Genomic DNA, 18916 nt, shown 5'->3' with positions numbered 1-18916 from the left:
AGGGCAGGGACGGAGCCACTTGGTGGGGATGCCGCCGTCAGGTGGCTCCCGGCCGTACCGGCGCGCGCACACGAGGCACGGACGAGAATGCTCCGGTGCTGACGCCCTGTGGGGCCGGCGGCATCTCTGCCGCCGGCCCCACAGGGCGTTTCAGTCCGTCACCACGTCAGTGTGCGGTCAGCCGGTTGACGATCGCGCTGAAGCCGTCATATGCGGCGCTCGTGAGCTCCTTGGCTACGTGGGGGACGTCCTTCGCCAGCGTGGCGATCACCCTCGCCTTCCCCATGGTGATGAGGCTGAGCCCTGCGACGCCGAGGGAGCTGTAGAACTCCTCGCTGTTGAATCCGTAGCCCATCCCGGTGTAGAACGCGGCCGCGAAGTCGAAGACGACCGCGGTCACACTCAGGACGAGTGCCACTGTCTCAAGAGCCATGGTGAGGGGAAGACCGACTCCGGTGAAGCCGACGGCCACACCGCCAAGACCGGCCACGATGCTGCCCACGCCGGCGTAGAAGGCCATTTCATGGCTGCGGTGGGCAGCAGCCTTCCACTCCGACTTGGGTATACCCCACCTGACCTCGTCGTGCTCGGAGGCGTCGGCCAGGTTCGTCCTGGCGGCCTCGGCCGCCGCCATCACTTCCGCGGCCAGCTGGGCCTCTGCCCTGTCCTGCGCCTCCCGCTTGTGCACCGCCTCCAGGCGAGCCTCACCGGCCGCGCCGGCTGCCTCTGCCGCGTTCTTGCCCGCCAGGATCGCGGAGGCACGGGCCTGAGTCGCCCAGGCCTTCGCGTTGGCGGCGGAGGTGATCGCGGTGCGGGCGGACGTGATGGCCTGGTTGGCGGAGAAGTTCGCCGAGCGGGCGGCGAAGCGGGCGGCGACCGCTGCCTGCTTCGCCTGGTCGGCCGAGGCCTGCGCCTTGCGGGCGGACGCTTCGGCCTGGTCCGCGTATGCGTTCGCCTGCTCGGCGGAGGTGGCGGCTCGAGTGGCCGCCTGCTGCGCCTTTCCTGCCCACACCTCGGCTTCCTCGCCGGCCTTGCGAGCCGTGGCCGCCGCTTCCTGGGCGCGGGCGGCATCCTCCTGCGCCTTGTCGGCGATCTTCGCGGCGGCGGCGATGGCACCCTGCATGGCCGCGACGTGGGTGGCGAAGTCGTGGTCCAGCTGCGCGGTCTCGTACTGGGCGGAGGCGATGAACTTCCGGCGCATCCAAGCGGGACCCTCGAGAGCTGCCTGGGCATGGGCCTTGGTGTACGGACCGGCGGTCTGGAGGAGGGTCGCGGTGGCCACCGCGTCGTCCTCCCGCTGCGCCTTCTCGAACGTGACGGCGAGGAACTGGTGCAGCGCCTCGGGCGTCCCCGCGTCCAGCGCGGCGTTGGCCGCCTCGGTCACCGCGCGGCCGGGCTTCTGGGCCAGCAGGCGCGTGACGAGGACGCGGTTGTCCGGCCCCGCCGCCTGGATGGCGCCGGTGCGGAGGAACGTCGCGGCAGCTTCGGGATCGCTGCTCTTCAGCGCCGCGGTCGCGGCGAAGGCGACCTTCGAGGGGGAGACCCGGGCGAGGTGGACGGTGGACTCCCGGTCGTCCTGCCGTTGTGCGATCTGCCGGTCGCTGTCGACCCAGGCGTGGACGTCCGCGTCCGTACCGGCCAGGGCGAACTGGGCGGCCTCCCGGGACCAGACGCCGTGGGAGTCCATGACGGCCAGAGCCGCCTTGCGGCCCACGGCGGCGGCCGCTGTCAGATTTCCGGCCCGCAGCGCCGATTCCGCCTGAGCGATGAGGTTCTTCGTCGCCTGGGAAGTCTGCTCGGCCTGGCCTCGCTTCGCCTCGGTCTCCGCCTTCCAACGGACCTCGGCCTCGGCGAACAGGCGCATTTCCTCGATGGCCCGCTGCACCTCGTGGTCCAGCCGCTGCTGTTCGGCCTCGCGCGCGTCCTTCTCCACCTTGATCGCCTCGACGACCGCTGCCGTGGCGTTGTCGGCGGCCTTGGTGGCCTCGTTGGCGAACTCGGTGGACTTGTTCGCGTAGTCCACCGCCTGGCCGGCGTACGTGACGGCCCAGTCGCAGGCCTCCGCGGCCTTGATCGCATGGGCGGCCGCACTGTAGGCGGCGTTCCGGGCGTTACGCGCCGCGGTCGCGGCCGCGCTCGCGAGCGCCTGCGCCGTCCCGGCGGCGTTGGTGGCGATCCGGGCGTTCGTGGTGGCGATCTGTGCCTGACGCGTGGCTTCCGCGGCCTGCGACTGGGCCACACCGGCCGACTGCTCCGCGGACCTCTGGGCTGCCTCCGCGGTGGCGGCGGCCTGGCGTGCCGCGCCGGCGGCGTTGGCACCGATGTCGGCGCACTGCTGCGCGGCGTTGGCGGCCTGCTCGGCCTGATCCGCCGTGGCCCGGGCCTTGGCGGCGACGTTCCGGGCGAAGACGGCGGCATCCTTGGCCTTGCCGGACAGAGCGGCGTCCTTGGAGGCGCCGATGGCCGCCCTGTACGCCGTTGACGCGGCGGTGCCCGCGGCGGCTGCCGCCTGGCTCGCGGCCATGGCGGCGTTCGCGGCGCGACGGGAAGCCTGAATGGCGGCATGGGCGGCGTTGGTGGCCATCCGCGCCGCGTCGGACGCTCCCCTCGCGGCCTCGGCCGCCTTGCGGGCCGCCTGGGCGGCCTTGACGACGTCGTTCTCCGCCAGGCGGGCCTCGGCCTCCGCGGTCTCCGCGGCTTGCTTGGCCTTGGCCGCGGCCTCCACGGCCCGGGCGGAGGCCTCTTCGGCCTGCTTCGTCTTCGATTCGGCTGTCCTGCCCTCGCGTTGGGCGACGGCGAGGAGCTCCTCGATCTTGGACCGCTCCTGGTCGCGGGCGCGGGCGATGTGCTGGCCGGTGTCGAGGAACCACTCGACCTCGGCTTCCGTACCGGACAGCGCCCTGTTGGCGTACTTCTGCACCTCCGGACCCGCCAGCATCAAGAGCTTGGAGGCCTCGACGCGCATGTCCTCCAACCGGGCCGTGAACTGGTCCGTGGTGAGGAACTTCTCCAGCGCGGCCGGGGAGCCGTCGGTGAGGGCGGCGTTGCCCGCCTTGGTCACGGCCTTCCCACTCGTGGACATCACCGTGGCGGTGGCGACTCGCAGGTCCTCCACGTGGGCGGTCTTGAAGCCGCCCGCGAGGAACGCGGAGATGGCGGAGTCCCCACCGTTGAGCGCGGCGGTCGCCTCACGACGGGTCCCCTTGCCCGCAACGGCGAGGCTGCTCAGGAGCGCGGCGCGGTTGTCCACCGCGGTCTCCGACGCGAGTCTGATGGCCAGGAAGTTCTGCACGTCGGCGTCGGACCCGGTCAGGGCGGCAGCGGCGGCGGCACGAACGGCCTTCCCGCCCAACACCCATGCCTTGACGACCTTGGCGCGGTCGGTGTCCGGCAGCAGGAACGGGTCGTCCTGCGGAGGCGGAGTCTCGGCCCAGGCTGCCGTGGGGTTGAGAACGAGGCTGGAAGTGGTGACGACGGCAGCAGTGGCCGCGATGGCGCCAAGAATGCGCCGCCTACTCCAATAAATGGTGTCCAAAACGGTCCTTCGCTATCGGCGCACGGCACGCCGCAAAAACTGCGGCGTGGCCAGGGCAGCAAGGTGTGGGTCGCGTTTCATTCGCCGAACCATGGAACGCATTGCATGGAACGCATTGCGAGGTCCGAGAGGCGCGCAGCATGACCCTACGCGGGACACGCGGCTTTGACCAGACGGTAGATGATGGAGAATCAACTTCCGTTTATCTGGCCCAGCTCCGACGGGCCTCGGGGTGGCCCCACGCGCCACCCAAAGCGGGCATCAACTCCCTGAACGGCGCATATTCCCTGGTGACCGCTTCGATCCCGTGTGGGTTGGATCACATGCCCGAGGGGTTCGCCGACGGCCCTTCACTGCCGATGAGTCCAACCGCACGGCACCGGTGAACGGAAATCCTCGCGCGGTCACCTATGAGGTAAATGAACTGGCGGGCGGTCACATTCGTTTTTCGGGGCTTGATTTCTGCTCCAGGTGTTCGGTTAGGATCCCGGAGGAAGTTGGGGGCTTCCAAGAAGAGACCACCCGTCTTTGGCGCATCTCTTGTTGGTTGAACATGAGCCTTCGCATCCGTATGGCATCTTCCGGGCAGTGACCGGAACTTACGACTGGGGTAGGGATGAAGGCACGTAAGACACTCGTCCGCACGGTGGCCGCGGCCACGGCGGCCGGCGCCCTCGCATGGATGGCGATCACGGGAGCCGGCGGTGCCACCGAGGGCGGGGCCGTCACGGACGCCACCGCGCTGAAGGCCATCGCCGAGGAAGGCCCGGGCTACGCCATCGAGGACTTCGGCTACCCGAACGCCGACAAGATCCTCGCCGAGCGGAACATCACCCTCAAGCGCGGCGACGGCCACATCCTCCTCGCCGACTGCGCGAGCGCGACCGACCTCCTGGAGGTCTGGTCCCGCGAGAAGGAGAAGATCTGCTTCCGGGTCACCGGAACCAGCGGCTACCTGACTCTGGAGATCCCCTCGGTCTTCGCCGTCAAGGGCAACGACTACTCCGCCCAGGTCGACATGAAGGTCGGCGCGGAGGAGAAGACGTGGGACGTGAACAAGAACTCCTGGACCGCGGTCGGTGAGAGCGCCGACGAGCAGGGCCGCGAGTTCATGCTCATGGAGATCCGGACCACCAAGTAACGCCTGTACGGCACTGGCAGAGGTCAGCCAGGACCGCCGGCAGGAACGGCGTCCGGACGTGCGTCCGGACGGCACTCGATCGCTTCCCCAGGCACTGTTCACCGAAGGAAAAACCATGCTCGCACCCCGTCTGCGCCCGGCGCGGACAACCGGTCTGCTCGTCGCCGCCACCACGGTCGCCGCAGGCCTGATCTCGGCCGTCCCCGCCGTGGCGGTCACCGGCCCCGAGGCCCCGGCCGACACGTACAAGTCCGTCGTCAAGCTGACCATCGGCGACGAGGCCAACTCCCGTGGCTGCACGGCGACCCTGGTCGACGCGAACTGGATCATCACGGCCGCCAGCTGCTTCGCCACCACCCCCGGTACCTCGGTCCCGGCCGGCAAGCCGGCGCTGAAGTCCATCGCCACGCTCTCCGACGGCAAGGCCGTCGAGGTCGTCGACCTCGTGCCCCGTACCGACCGCGACCTGGTCCTGGCCCGCCTGGCCACCGCCGCCACCGGTCTCCCGTGGACCAGGTTCGCCCCCGCGGTTCCCGCGGCCGGCACCGACCTCACCGCGGCCGGGTTCGGGCGTACGAAGACCGAGTGGGTCCCCGACAAGGTCCACACGGGCACCTTCACCACCAACGCGTCCGACAACGGCACCGTCACCGTCACCGGCAAGGGCACCGACGCCATCTGCAAGGGCGACACCGGCGGTCCCCTCCTCAACGCGGCCGGCCAGCTCGTCGGCGTCAACAGCCGCTCCTGGCAGGGTGGTTGCCTCGGCGCTCCCGCCACCGAGACCCGCACCGGGGCCATCGCCGCACGGGCCGAGAACCTGAGCGCGTGGTCCGCGGAGGTCCGCTCGCTGACCGCCGGCTGGAAGACCGAGGCCGTCGTCCAGGCGGGCACCTCCCTCTATCAGGGCATCCGCATGGATGACGGCGCATGGACCGGCTTCACCGACGTCCAGACCAAGGCCGGCGACATCGGCGGTATCCGCACGGCCACCGTCGCCGGGATCAACGGCGACACCCACGTGGTGGCGCTCGGCACCAACGGCCGGATCTACCACACCATCCGCAAGGCGGACGGCACGTGGGGCACCTTCGGGGACGTCTTCGGCGAGGCCGGCGCGCTCACCAACGTCACCCAGGTGTCCGCCGTGTCCACCGGCACCGAGATCCAGGTGATCGCGGTCTCCAACGGCAAGGTCTTCCACACCGTGCGCCGCGCGAACGGCACTTGGGCCCCCTTCGGTGACGTCGCCTCCGTGAGCAGCCCCATCAGCGGCGTGACCTCGATCGCCACCGCCAACACCGGCGGCGAGCTCCAGGTCATCGCCGTCACCGGCGGCAAGGCCTACCACACCCTGCGCTCCACCGCCGGGCAGTGGACCGTCTGGGGCGACGTCGCCCAGGTCGCCGGCGCCACCGGCCCGATCACGTCCGTGGCCATGGCCGGCATGGGCAGCAACGCCCACATCATCTTCGCCACCGACAACGGCACCCGCCAGTACTACACCGCCCGCCTCGGCAGCGGCTCCTGGAGCCCGGTCAAGGACCTGACCGCGCACCTCGGCAACATCACCGTCAAGTCGGTGGGTGCGGCCGGCGTCGACCGCGACGTCGACATCGCCTTCACCACCAGCGACAACCGCGTCGTGTTCACCAGCCGCAACACCGCCGGCGCCATCTTCACGACTCCGGTCACCGTGCCCACGATCAAGGGCATCGCCGCCACCCCGCTCGGCTCCATCGCCCTCGCCGGCACGCTCTGATACCGAGCCGGCTCCCCGCTCCCGCCCACCGCCCCGTCCCCTTCGGGGGCGGTGGGCGGGGCACAGCCATGCCTGGACTGCCCGGCTGCGACCAGGACGCGACGTGACGGAATGCCCGGGCAGCCCCCATTCATCTGCGCCAGGGCCGGGATACCGGACCCCCTTCGCCGAACTCCGCTGCGCAGGCCGTGGGCGGCGCGATCCCATGAAAAAGATCCGGCGATCGACGCGACGGACCCGCCCCCTCGCCCCGTAGAGCAGTCGGCAGAAACGGCGCGAGTGGGAGGGGACCGGCGAATGGCGCGGCGGTTTTCAGGACGAGTACACAGAGGGGTGACGGCCACGGCGGTCGCCGCGATGGCCATGGCGGCGCTGACCGGCTCACAGGCGCCGGGTGTCGCGGGGCGGGCTGCCGCCACCGAGGCTGAAACGGCACCGGATCGGGATACTTCGGGTGATGGGCACTATCTGAGCGAACTGCCCCCGCTGCGGGTGCACAACCCCCTCGGCACCTCGCCGGCCCGCGCCCCCTTCCTGGCGGACGCCGACCGCGGGGCGCTGCCGGCCACGGTCTTCGCCGCGTACCGGCGGGCGGAAGCGGCGCTCGCGCGGAGCGCGCCGGGCTGTGCCCTGCGCTGGCAACTGCTCGCGGCGATCGGGCAGGTGGAGTCCGGCCAGGCGCGCGGCGGAAGGGTGAACGTGGACGGCACGACGTACACGCCCATCATCGGACCGCAGCTGAACGGCCGGGGCTTCGCCCTGATCCGCGACACCGACGGTGGCGCGTACGACGGCGACCGGTCCTATGACCACGCCGTCGGCCCGATGCAGTTCATCCCCTCCACCTGGGCCAGGTGGGCCGCCGACGGCAACGGCGACGGGAGGGCCGATCCCCACAACGTGCACGACGCGGCGCTCGCGGCCGGGCGCTACTTGTGCGCGGGCGGCCGCGACCTCTCCCGGCCGCACGACCTCGACCGCGCGATCCTCGCCTACAACCGGTCCCAGGAGTACCTGAGTGTCGTTCTGTCCTGGTACGGCTACTTCCGGGACGGACACCGGGTGGTGCCGGATCCGAGCGGTACCGATGTCTCTGCGGACTCCGGCACGGGTACTTCGTCCGGGTCGTTCCCGGACAGGGCACGGACCGGGACGGCCGGGCCGCGTTCCGGCGCGTCGCCCTCCGTGTCGGCGTCCACGCCCTCGTCCGCTCCCGGGCCGACGCGCGAGCCGAACCCCAAGCCCTCGCCGACACCCGCGCCGACGAACGCGCCTAAGCCTCTGCCCTCCCTGGTCACGACCCCTGGCCCCGACGTCGGGCTTCCCGGTGACGGTGTCCTTCCCGACGCCGGGCAGCCTTCCGGCAACGGTTAGGACTCACTCGGCCGCCGCCCCCTCCCCACCACTGGATACCCGGCGGTAACGTCCCCGGTCATGACGACGGACAGGCATCCTGCCCACTCGACCGGACCGGGGGACCAGGCGGCCCACCTGCGGTGGCAGCGCATGTGGACCCATCGCGAGCAGCTGCTCAAGGTGGCGCGCCGCAGGTCCATGAGCGTGGAGGACGCCGAGGACGCCGTCCAGGAGGCGATGCTGCGCGGCGCGCAGAACACACACCTGGACGAGGCGCGGCTCGGCGCGTGGCTGACGACGGTGACCATGCGCCTGTGCGTCGACCGGTACCGGCAGGTCCACCGCGAGGCCGAGGTGGGCAGCGCTCCGAAGCTGACCGCTCCTGGCCCGGTGCCCGTCGAGGAGGTGGTGTGCGACCGGGCGGAGGCGCGGTGGGTGGCGTTCCGCAGCAGGGAACTGCCCGCCCGTCAGGCGGAGGCGCTGAGGCTGAGGTCGGAGGATCGGGACGTCGAGCAGATCGCCCGCGAGATGGGTCTCAGCTGTCGTGCGGTCGAGTCCCTGCTGGCCAGGGCACGTCGTACCCTGCGCAACTCGCTGGCCGGCACCCTGGCGCTCGGCCTGTGGCTGATCGGGCGCGGCCGGGACCAGGCGGGCCAGGCGGGTATGTCCGCCCAGGCCCTGGTCGCGACATCGGCGGCGGCGACCCTGGCCGTGGTGGGCCTGATCATCCCGTTCGCGTACGAGACGGATGCGGCGCGCCCCGCCCGCCCCGCCTCGGGGGCGGTGGAGGTGGGGGAGGCGAAGGCCGGTTACGAGCTGCCGGCCGCCGCCCCCTCCGTAGAGCCGACGCCGCCGTCCGCCGAGGCCTCGCCGTTGCCGACAGCCCTCCCGCACAAGCCCTCGCCGGCTCCGGTGACGGTGACAGTGCCCGAGGTGGCCCTGCCGGAAGTCGCCGTGCCCGAAGTGTCTGCCCCGTTGCCGTCCCTGCCGGCCACCCACGCCGTATCGGCACCGTCGCTTCCGCTCACGCTCCCCGACGCCGGTGCTGCCGCGGAGGCCATCTCGGACGCCGTGCCCCACACCTCGGTACGCCCCTGATGTCCGACGCGTAAAAAATCTTCGATTCTCCGCGACGGACCCGCCGCCCCTCCCCGTAGAGCAGTCGTACGAGCTGCTCCCGCTGAAGGGTGAACCGGATGGGTGTCGAGATCTGCGTGGAAGGATTGACCAAGTCCTTCGGCCACCAGGTCATCTGGCAGGACGTGTCGCTGACACTGCCCGCCGGCGAGGTGTCCGTCATGCTCGGCCCCTCGGGGACAGGCAAGTCGGTGTTCCTGAAGACACTCGTGGGCCTGCTCAAGCCGGAACGGGGATCGATCCGGATCGCCGGGCAGGACATCACCAAGCTCCGCGAACACGACCTGTACGAGGTGCGCAAGCTCTTCGGCGTGCTGTTCCAGGACGGCGCCCTGTTCGGGTCGATGAATCTCTACGACAACATCGCCTTCCCGCTGCGCGAACACACCCGCAAACCGGAGAGCGAGGTCCGACGGATCGTCCTGGAGAAAATGGACATGGTCGGTCTGATCGGGGCAGAGGAGAAGCTGCCCGGCGAGATATCCGGCGGCATGCGCAAGCGGGCGGGGCTGGCACGGGCACTGGTGCTCGACCCGGAGATCATCCTGTTCGACGAGCCGGACTCGGGGCTCGACCCGGTGCGGGTGGCCTACCTCAACCAGCTGATCGTGGACCTCAACGCGCAGATCGACGCGACCTTCCTGATCGTCACCCACGACATCGCCTCGGCCCGCCAGGTCCCGGACAACATCGGGCTGCTCTTCCGCCGCGAGTTGGTGATGTTCGGCCCGCGCGAGCAGCTGCTCACCAGCGACGAGCCCGTCGTGCGGCAGTTCCTCAACGGCCGTATGCAGGGGCCGATCGGCATGGCCGAGGAGAAGGACGCCGCCCAGGTCGAGCAGGAGCTTGCCGACCTGGGCGACGGTGACCACCCCACCCCCGCCATGACCCCGCGTCTGCTGCCGAGCCCCGGGATCACCCGGCGGCCCCGCTGGCAGGCGATCGCCGACCGTGAGGCGAAGCTCCGCGCAACGGAGGCGGCTGACGCATGAGCCTCTCCCCGACAGGTGCCCTCCGCCACTCCGGCAACCTCTTCGCCATGGCCCTCGACGTTCTGCGAACCCTCCCCCGACGCCCTTTCCAGGTAAGGGAGTTCATCCAGCAGGCGTGGTTCATCGCGAGCGTCACCATCCTCCCCACCGCCCTGGTGTCCATTCCCTTCGGCGCCGTCATCGCGCTCCAGATCGGCGGCCTGACCCGGCAGCTCGGCGCCCAGTCGTTCTCCGGCGCCGCCTCCGTACTCGCCGTACTGCGCGAGGCGTCCCCCATCGTCACGGCGCTGCTCATCGCGGGCGCCGGCGGCACCGCGATCTGCGCCGACCTCGGGGCGCGCAAGATCCGAGAGGAGATCGACGCGATGCAGGTCCTCGGCATCGACCCGATCCACCGCCTCGTCGTACCCCGGGTGCTGGCCACCATGCTGGTGGCGGTGCTGCTCAACGGTCTGGTCTCAGTGGTCGGCGTGGCCGGCGGCTACTTCTTCAACGTCGTCCTGCAGCACGGCACTCCCGGCGCCTATCTGGCCTCCTTCACCACCCTCGCCCAGCTGTCGGACCTGTGGGCGGCCGAACTGAAGGCGCTCGTCTTCGGCGCCATCGCCGCGATCGTTGCCTCGTACAAGGGTCTGACCGCCAAGGGTGGTCCAAAGGGCGTCGGCGACGCCGTGAACCAGTCCGTAGTCATCACCTTCATGTTGCTGTTCGTGACGAATTTCGTCCTGACCGCCGTGTACTTCCAAATCGTTCCGCAGAGGGGTTAGTTGTGCGACGACTTCTCGACCGCCCACTCCACTCCCTGGAGGAGCTGGGCACGCAACTGGTCTTCTACGGCCGCTCCCTCGCCTGGACCGGCCGCACCCTGCGCCGCTACAAAAAGGAAGTCCTCCGCCTGCTGGCCGAGGTGAGCTTCGGCCGCGGCGCGCTGGCCGTCGTCGGCGGCACGGTCGGCGTCATCGCCTTCCTCTCCTTCTTCACCGGTACCGAGGTCGGCCTCCAGGGCTACGCCGCCCTCAACCAGCTCGGCACCTCCAACTTCGTGGCCTTTCTCTCCGCGTACTTCAACACCCGCGAAATCGCCCCACTCGTCGCAGGGCTCGCACTCTCGGCGACGGTCGGCGCCGGATTCACCGCCCAGCTCGGCGCGATGCGGATCAGCGAGGAGACCGACGCGCTGGAGGTGATGGGCGTCCCCTCGCTGCCGTTCCTGGTCACCACCCGGATGATCGCCGGCTTCGTGGCGGTGATCCCGCTGTACGTGATCGGGCTGCTGTCCTCCTACTTCGCCGCCCGGACCATCACCACCGGCTACTACGGCCAGTCCAGCGGGACGTACGACCACTACTTCCAGCAGTACCTGCCGCCGGTCGACGTGCTGTGGTCCTTCGGCAAGGTCATCGTCTTCGCCCTCGTGATCATCCTGGTCCACTGCTACTACGGCTACTACGCGAGCGGCGGCCCGGCGGGCGTCGGCGTCGCGGTCGGGCGCGGTGTACGGACGTCCATCGTGGCCATCAACGTCCTCGACTTCTTCCTCAGCCTGGCGATCTGGGGCGCCCACACGACCGTACGGATAGCGGGGTAGGGGCCGATGCGTCGCACCATCAGACTGAGGCTGTACGGGATCGTCTTCATCGTCGTCGTCGCCCTGCTGCTCTCGCTGTCCGTCGCCGTCTACCAGCAGGCGTTCACCTCTGTCGTACGGATCACCCTGGAGGCAGACACCCTCGGCAACCAGCTGGAACCGCGCGCCGACGTCAAGCTGCGCGGGCTGCTCGTCGGCGAGGTGCGCGAGGTGCGGGCCGACGGCGAGAAGGCCACGCTCGGCATCGCGCTCAAGCCGGAGCACGTCTCCCTCATCCCGGCCGACGTCCACGCACGGCTGCTGCCCAAGACCCTGTTCGGCGAGAAGTACGTCGACCTGGTCGCGCCACCCACGTCGTCCACCCGGCCCATCCGCGCCGGTGACGTCATCACCCAGGACCGCACCACGGTCGGCATCGAACTCCAGCGGCTGATGAACGACCTGCTGCCGCTGCTCCGCACCGTGCAGCCCGCGAAGCTGAACGCCACACTCTCCGCGTTCTCCACCGCGCTCGAAGGGCGGGGCGAGGGCATCGGCGACAACCTCACCCGCCTCGACACCTACCTGCGTCGGCTCAATCCGCATCTGCCCTCCCTCAAGGAGGACATCTCCCGGTTCGCCGATGTGGCCGAGGTGTACGGCGAGGCCGCCCCCGACCTGCTGCGCATCCTGGACAACACCCTGACCACCAGCCGGACGATCGTCGAGAAGCAGGAGCAGCTCTCCTCGCTCCTCACCTGGACCGCCACCGCCGCGGAGACCACGGAGGGCGTACTCGACGAGAACACCGCCCGGCTCATCACCCTGGGCCGCGTCTCCCGTCCCACGCTGTCCCTCTTCGCCCGCTACTCGCCGGAGTATCCGTGCCTGCTGGCCGGTCTGGTGCGCCAGGAAGCGGCGTCCGAAGAGGCCTTCAGGGGCGGAAAGATGCGCATCACCCTGGAGTTCGTCCGCCCCCGACCCTCCTACCGACCCGGCGAGGAACCGCGCTATGCCGACCGCTCAGGCCCGAACTGCAGAGGTCTGCCCCACCCGCACATCCCGGCACCGCCGATCAAGCTCAACGACGGTACGTCGGCACAGAGTGCAGCCGTCCCTGTATCCGGGACACCGGCCGAACAGCACGCCGTCGCCTCGCTCGTGGCCCCGGTCATGGGCGTGCCCGCCGACGAGGTCCCGGCCGTCACGACCCTGCTCTTCGGACCGCTGGCACGAGGGACGGCGGTGAGCCACGCATGAGTCCCAGGACACGTACGAACGCCCGGGCCACAGCGCCCCAGTTGATCAAGCTGAGCATCTTCGCCGTGGTGACCATCGCGGCGACCGCCGTCCTCGCGGCCACCATCGTCAACCTCTCCTTCACCCCACGGGAGACGTACACCGCCGTGTTCAGCGATGTCACCAGCCTGGAGGAGGGCGACGACATCCGGGTCGCGGGCGTGCGGGTCGGGGAGGTGGAAGAGATCCGGATCACGGACCGGGCGCTCGCCGAAATCACCTTCAGTGTCTCCCGCGACCGGCCCCTGCTCACCAGCACCCGCGCCGTCATCCGCTACCGCAGCCTGGTCGGGCAACGGTACGTCGCCCTCACCGAAGGCGCGGGGAACGGGAAGCGGCTCGCTCCCGGAGGCCGGATTCCCCTCTCCCGTACCGAACCGGCGCTCGACCTCAACGCGCTGCTCAACGGGTTCAAACCACTGTTCGCCGCGCTCGGCCCCGAGGACGTGAACCAGCTCGCCACCGAGATCGTCAAGACCCTCCAGGGCGAGGGCGGTACGGTCCGCAGCCTGCTCGCGCACACGGCCTCGCTCACCACGACCCTGGCCGAACGCGACAAGCTGATCGGGTCCGTGATCACCAACCTCAACACCGTCCTGAAGACGGTGGACCAGCGCAGCACCCGCTTCTCCGGCCTGATCACCCAGTTGCAACGGCTGATCTCGGGTCTCTCGGCCGACCGCAAGCCCATCGGGGAGTCGCTGGCGGGCATCAACGGCCTCACGGAGGCCACCTCAGGTCTCCTCAAGGACGCCCGGCCGCCGCTGAAGACCGATATCGCCGAGCTGGCCAAGCTCACCGGAACGCTGAACGACCACGAGAAGACCGTGGAGGGCGTCCTGCAGAGGCTGCCGAACAAGCTCGACAAGCTGACCGGCACCGCGTCGTACGGCTCCTGGTTCAACTTCTACCTCTGCGACTTCGACGGCCGGATCGTGCTCCCGAAGACGAACGAGGTCATCACGCCCGAACTCCACGTCGCCCGGGCGAGGTGCGGCCGGTGATCCCCTTCCGCGAACATAATGCTGCGACGATCGGGGCGGTCGGCCTCACGACCCTCGCGCTGTTGATCGCGGCCGCGTTCAACGTGGAGAGCCTTCCGCTGATCGGCGGTGGCGACACGTACAGCGCGGCCTTCTCCGAAGCAGGCGGACTGCGGCCCGGCGACGAGGTGCGGATCGCCGGCGTCAAGACGGGCAAGGTCGACGAGGTCGAGCTGGCCGGCGACCACGTCAAAGTGACCTTCCGGGTCGAGGGAGACCCGGAGCTCGGGACCAGCACCGGCGCGTCCATCCGCATCAAGACGATCCTGGGCGCCAAGTACCTCGCCCTTGAGCCGGAAGGCACCGGCCGGCTGAAGCCGGGAAGCGAGATCCCGCTGAGCCGGACCGTCCCGGCGTACGACGTGGTGCAGGCCTTCAGCGACCTCACCACCACCACCGAACAGATCGACAAGCAGCAACTGGCCACGGCCCTCGACACCCTCTCCACCACCTTCGAGGACTCGCCCGCCGAGGTCAAAGCCTCCATCCAGGGGCTTTCGAAGATCTCCCGCACCGTGGCTTCCCGCGACGAGGCGCTGCGCGAACTCCTCGACCACGCGAACGGCGTCACCGGAGTACTCGCCGCCCGGAAGGGGGAGTTCAGCAAGCTGTTCAAGGACGGCGACAAGCTGTTCAAGGAGATCGAGTCCCGGCGGAAGGTCATCCACGCGCTGCTCAAGAGCTCCGTCGCGCTCGGCGTCCAGCTCTCCGGGCTGGTCACCGACAACGGCGCGGCGATCGGACCGGCACTCACCCGCCTGAACACCGTGGTCAAGATGCTGGAACGCAATCAGGCGAGCCTCGACCGCAGCGTGCAGCTCCTCGGCCCCTTCGCCAGGGTCTTCACCAACACCCTCGGCAACGGCCGTTGGTTCGACAGCTACATCCAGAACCTGGTCGCCCCCACACCGGTGACCCCACGGACAGGAGGATCACGATGAACAGGCGGATCATCCGCGGTATCGCGCTCGCCACTCTCCTCGCCGTGGCCGGGGTACTCACCGTCGTGTGCCTGCCCCAGGAGCCCACGGTCCAGGTGACCGCCTACTTCCCCCGCACGGTCGGCATCTACCCCGGCTCCGACGTGCGCGTACTCGGCGTCCGCATCGGCGAGGTCAAGGAGATCATGCCGGAGGGCGACCGGGTCCGCGTCGAGCTGGAGTACGCGGCCGCATACAAGGTGCCGCCCGACGCCAAGGCCGCGATCATCAACTCCTCGGTGGTCAGTGACCGTTACCTCCAGCTGCTCCCGGTGCACCGCGGCGGCCCGGCGATGAAGAGCGGCGACGTCATCCCGCTGCACCGCACGGCCGTGCCCGTCGAACTGGACCGCGTCTTCGACAGCCTCCGAACGACCTCGGACGCGCTCGGCCCCCAGGGGGCCAACAAGGACGGTTCGCTGTCCCGGCTGCTCGCCGTCAGCGCGGACAACCTCCAGGGACAGGGCACGCGGCTCCACCAGACGGTCGAGGACCTCTCGCAGGCCGTCACCACCCTGTCCGACGGCAGGCAGGACCTGTTCGGGACCGTACGGAACCTCCAGGTCTTCACCGCCGCGCTGGCGGCCGACGACGCCTCCGTCCGGTCGTTCAACGGCAGCCTGGCCAAGGTGGCCGAGCAGCTGGCCGGGGAGCGCAAGGACCTCGCCGCGGCGATCACGCACCTGGCGGCGGCACTCGCCGACGTGTCCGACTTCGTGAAGAAGAACAGGAAGGCACTGACCGCCGATGTGAAGGGCCTCTCCAAGGTGACGAAGGTGCTGGTCACACAGCGCGCCGCCCTCGAAGAGCTCCTCGACGTCGTCCCCGCCGGTCTCTCCAATCTGCAGAACGCGTACAACCCGGCCTCCGGCACCCTCGACACCCGCGGCAACCCCGAGCAGCTCCAGGACCCGGCCGCATTGCTGTGCTCCTTGTTGAAGACGACCGGAGAGAAGGGCACGGACTGCCGGAACCTGAAGAAGCTCTTCGACTCCCTGCCCGAGCTGCCCGAGGGCGACCCGGTCACTGGAGCGGCGCTTCCTGTGACCGGAGCGCCCTCGATGGACAAGACGCTCGGCGGCATCCTGGAGGCCCGTACATGAGAGCTCCCCGCAAGGCCGCGCTGTGGGGCGCCGCCGGCTCACTCCTGCTGACCACCGGCTGCGAGTTCAACGGCCTCTACGACGTTCCGCTGCCAGGCGGCGCGGCCGCCGACGGCAGCAGCTACCGGGTCACGGTCGAATTCCGGGACGTCCTCGATCTCGTACCGCAGTCCACGGTGAAGGTGAACAACGTCACCGTCGGCGCCGTCGAGAAGGTCGAACTGGTCGGCTGGCACGCCCGTGTCCGGCTGCGCGTCGCCGACTCGGTCAAGCTGCCCGGCAACGCGATCGCCGAACTGCGGCAGACCAGCATGCTCGGCGAGAAGTACGTGTCGCTGTCGGCACCGAGAGCCGAGAAGCCGGTCGGCAGACTCGACGACGGCGCGAGGATCCCGCTGTCCCGCTCCGGCCGCAACCCGGAGATCGAGGAGGTTCTGTCGGCCCTGTCGGCGCTGCTCAACGGCGGTGGCGTCGCTCAGCTCAAGACCATCACCACGGAGCTGAACAAGGCGCTGGAGGGCCGGGAGGACCGGGTCAAGTCCCTGCTCGGCGAGCTGACCACCTTCATCGGTGGCCTCGACGCCCAGAAGAAGGAGATCGTCCGCGCACTGGAGGGCATCGACAAGCTGTCCGCCACCCTCGCCAAGGAGAAGAAGACCATCGGCCAGGCCCTCACCACTGTGCCGCCTGCGCTGAAGGTGCTTGCCGACCAGCGGACCAAGCTGACCACCATGCTCACGTCGTTGTCCGAGCTCGGCAAGACCGGTACGAAGGTGATCAACGCGTCGCGGGCCGACGTGATCGCCAATCTCCGCGCACTTCAGCCGACCCTCCGCCAGTTGAACAAGGCGGGCGCCGATCTGCCCAACGCCCTCGAACTCCTGACGACTTATCCCTTCCCGCGGAACGTCGTCGACGCGATCAAGGGGGACTTCGTCAACCTCAAGGTCACCGCCGATCTCGACGTGCGCAGCGTCTACGGCAACCTGGCCGACGAGCCCGCGAAGCCCGGGACGCCCGGACAGCAGCCGGGAAGCCCCGTGGCTCCCGGGCTGCCCACCGCTCCCTCGCTCCCCGGCGTCCCCACCCCCGCGCTCCCCAAGGCCCCTCTCCCTTCGGGGACCCCCAGCGCTCCGGAAGCTCCCCGCGGCGACGCCGACCTGGAGTGCCTGCCGCTCTGCACACCGGCCGATCCCGTCTCGTACCACCGTCAGGGCGACAGCCCCTTCCCGCCCGGCGTCAGCCTGGCCCTCGCCGAGCTGCTGATGAAGGGACTGGTGCCGTGATCACCCGTACGGTCAGAGCCCAGTTGCTCGCCTTCGCGCTCATCACCGCCGTCGGCGTGTCCTACGTCGGTGCCGAATACACCGGCCTCGTGGACCGCCTCCTGAACCGCGGGTACACCGTACGGGCCGAATTCGCCGACTCCGGAGGCATCTACTCCGGCGCCGAGGTCACCTACCGGGGGGTACCCGTGGGCCGCGTGGGCGAGCTGCGGCTGACCGCGTCCGGCGGCGTGTCGGTAGCGCTCCGCCTGGAGGACTCACCCACCATCCCGGCGGACAGCCTGGCCGTGGTGGCGAACCGCTCGGCCGTCGGCGAGCAGTACGTGGACCTGCAGCCGCGCTCCGCGAACGGCCCCGAACTGCGCGACGGCAGCACCATCCCGCGCCGGAACACCCGGGTGCCGGTGCCCACCACCGAGATGATCCTGAGCCTGGACCGGCTGGTCGAATCGGTGGACAAGCAGGACCTTCGGATCTCTGTCGACGAACTCGGCAAGGCGTTCTCCGGCACCGGCCCGCATCTGACCCGGCTCGTGGACTCGGGCAACGCTCTCGTCGAGTCGGCGTCCGGCGCGCTTCCCGAGACGATCGCGCTGATCGAGGACTCCAGGAAGGTCCTCAAGACGCAGGCCGACCAGGGCTCGGCGATCACCTCCTTCTCCCGTGATCTGGCCGTGCTCACCGCACAGTTGAAAGCGAGCGACGGGGACCTCCGATCCCTGATGGCAAGCGGCACCTCCGCCGCCCGGGAGGTCGACGCGCTGATGAAGGACAACAGGCCCCACCTCCCGGTCCTCCTCGGCAACCTGATCAGCGGCGGCCAGATCACCCTCGCCCGGCTGCCCGGCGTGGAACAGACCCTGGTCACCTTCCCCGTGGTCGTCGCGGGCAGCTACACCGTGGTCCCCGGCGACGGCACCACTCACTTCGGCATGGTCGTCAACGCCGACGACCCGCCGCCCTGCCGTCAGGGATACGGCACCACCCAGCGCCGCGACCCCGCCGACACCTCCGACCGGCGGGCCAACACCGACGCCCACTGCGCGGCCCCGCGTGGCGGCAAGACCTCCGTACGCGGCGCCCAGAACGCTCCCGCTCCCGGAAGGTCCGTTCAGATCGGCTCGACGGGCGGAGCACAGACGGTATTCGGAAAGGACTCCTGGCAATGGCTGCTCGTGGGACCCATGGCATGAACGGCATGACCCGTGCACTCCTCACCCACGCGGCCCGGCCGCTGCGCCACCGGCGGGCCGGGGCGGCACTCGCCGTCCTGGCCGCCGTCCTGACGGCCGCCTCGGGCTGGCTGGGTGTTCGGCTGTACGAGCGCCACGAGGAGGACGGGCGGCACCAGGACATCCTGGCCGCCGCCCGCCAGTCGGCGCTCAACTTCACCTCGCTCGACTACCGGCACTACGACCGTGACAGCAAGAACGTCCTCAATGGCGCGACCGGGGACTTCAAGAAGCAGTTCGCGGCCCAGACCACGCAGCTGACGAAGATCGTCGCCGACAACAAGTCGGTGTCCGAAGGACAGATCCTCGACGCGGGCATCGCGCGGGCCGACGAACGGACCGCCCGCGTCCTGGTGGTGGCCGACAGCAAGGTCACCAACGTCGCGGCCCCCGGGGGCACGTCCCGTAACTACCGCCTTCAGCTCGACCTCGTCCTCGAGGACGGCCGATGGCTGACGTCCAACGTCGAATTCGTCGGCTGAC

At 69.8% G+C, this 18916-nt stretch carries 15 protein-coding genes; 14 read left to right on the top strand and 1 reads right to left on the bottom strand.

The window, feature by feature from the left end; translation table 11 throughout:
* Positions 1–166 precede the first annotated feature (166 nt).
* Positions 167–3535 carry an ALF repeat-containing protein gene (locus tag ACZ7J0_RS01010; RefSeq protein WP_470882867.1) on the bottom strand — a complete coding sequence of 1123 codons (3369 nt, stop codon included), beginning with the start codon at positions 3533–3535 and terminating at the stop codon, positions 167–169.
* A 616-nt stretch (positions 3536–4151) separates the two neighbouring features.
* Between ACZ7J0_RS01010 and ACZ7J0_RS01005 the strand changes: the two genes are divergently transcribed.
* From ACZ7J0_RS01005 to ACZ7J0_RS00940, 14 genes are all read left to right on the top strand, one after another.
* Positions 4152–4676 carry a hypothetical protein gene (locus ACZ7J0_RS01005; RefSeq protein ID WP_470882866.1) on the top strand — a complete coding sequence of 175 codons (525 nt, stop codon included), beginning with the start codon at positions 4152–4154 and terminating at the stop codon, positions 4674–4676.
* 115 nt (positions 4677–4791) lie between these two features.
* Positions 4792–6438 (top strand): trypsin-like serine protease, encoded by a 1647-nt coding sequence (locus ACZ7J0_RS01000; RefSeq protein ID WP_470882865.1) that lies wholly within the window; start codon positions 4792–4794, stop codon positions 6436–6438.
* Between the two features lie 333 nt (positions 6439–6771).
* Positions 6772–7812, top strand: coding sequence for a lytic transglycosylase domain-containing protein (locus tag ACZ7J0_RS00995; protein ID WP_470882864.1), 1041 nt, complete (start codon positions 6772–6774; stop codon positions 7810–7812).
* Between the two features lie 60 nt (positions 7813–7872).
* A complete protein-coding gene (locus tag ACZ7J0_RS00990) occupies positions 7873–8892 on the top strand; it encodes an RNA polymerase sigma factor (protein ID WP_470882863.1) in 1020 nt (339 codons plus the stop codon).
* A 98-nt stretch (positions 8893–8990) separates the two neighbouring features.
* Entirely contained in the window at positions 8991–9923 is a 933-nt protein-coding gene (locus ACZ7J0_RS00985; RefSeq protein WP_470882862.1) for an ABC transporter ATP-binding protein, read from the top strand.
* Positions 9920–10690, top strand: coding sequence for an MlaE family ABC transporter permease (locus ACZ7J0_RS00980; RefSeq protein ID WP_470882861.1), 771 nt, complete (start codon positions 9920–9922; stop codon positions 10688–10690). Before ACZ7J0_RS00985 ends, ACZ7J0_RS00980 begins: the two co-directional genes overlap by 4 nt.
* A 2-nt stretch (positions 10691–10692) precedes the next feature.
* Positions 10693–11511 (top strand): MlaE family ABC transporter permease, encoded by an 819-nt coding sequence (locus ACZ7J0_RS00975; protein ID WP_470882860.1) that lies wholly within the window; start codon positions 10693–10695, stop codon positions 11509–11511.
* A 6-nt stretch (positions 11512–11517) separates the two neighbouring features.
* A complete protein-coding gene (locus ACZ7J0_RS00970) occupies positions 11518–12750 on the top strand; it encodes an MCE family protein (protein ID WP_470882859.1) in 1233 nt (410 codons plus the stop codon).
* Positions 12747–13793, top strand: coding sequence for an MCE family protein (locus ACZ7J0_RS00965; RefSeq protein WP_470882858.1), 1047 nt, complete (start codon positions 12747–12749; stop codon positions 13791–13793). Before ACZ7J0_RS00970 ends, ACZ7J0_RS00965 begins: the two co-directional genes overlap by 4 nt.
* Positions 13790–14773 (top strand): MCE family protein, encoded by a 984-nt coding sequence (locus ACZ7J0_RS00960; protein WP_470882857.1) that lies wholly within the window; start codon positions 13790–13792, stop codon positions 14771–14773. The genes ACZ7J0_RS00965 and ACZ7J0_RS00960 overlap by 4 nt, the downstream gene beginning before the upstream one ends.
* Positions 14770–15915: an MCE family protein gene (locus ACZ7J0_RS00955; protein WP_470882856.1), complete on the top strand. Its 1146-nt coding sequence runs from the start codon at positions 14770–14772 to the stop codon at positions 15913–15915. The genes ACZ7J0_RS00960 and ACZ7J0_RS00955 overlap by 4 nt, the downstream gene beginning before the upstream one ends.
* Entirely contained in the window at positions 15912–17201 is a 1290-nt protein-coding gene (locus ACZ7J0_RS00950) for an MCE family protein (protein ID WP_470882855.1), read from the top strand. The genes ACZ7J0_RS00955 and ACZ7J0_RS00950 overlap by 4 nt, the downstream gene beginning before the upstream one ends.
* Positions 17198–18394, top strand: a complete 1197-nt coding sequence (locus tag ACZ7J0_RS00945) for an MCE family protein (protein WP_470882854.1) — start codon at positions 17198–17200, stop codon at positions 18392–18394. Before ACZ7J0_RS00950 ends, ACZ7J0_RS00945 begins: the two co-directional genes overlap by 4 nt.
* Before the next feature lie 5 nt (positions 18395–18399).
* Positions 18400–18915: a hypothetical protein gene (locus tag ACZ7J0_RS00940; RefSeq protein WP_470882853.1), complete on the top strand. Its 516-nt coding sequence runs from the start codon at positions 18400–18402 to the stop codon at positions 18913–18915.
* Position 18916: the final 1 nt, after the last annotated feature.

The organism is Streptomyces sp. NPDC038280 (assembly GCF_055600045.1).
Note: the sequence above shows the minus strand (reverse complement) of the source record. Positions and strands in the feature narration are given on the sequence as shown.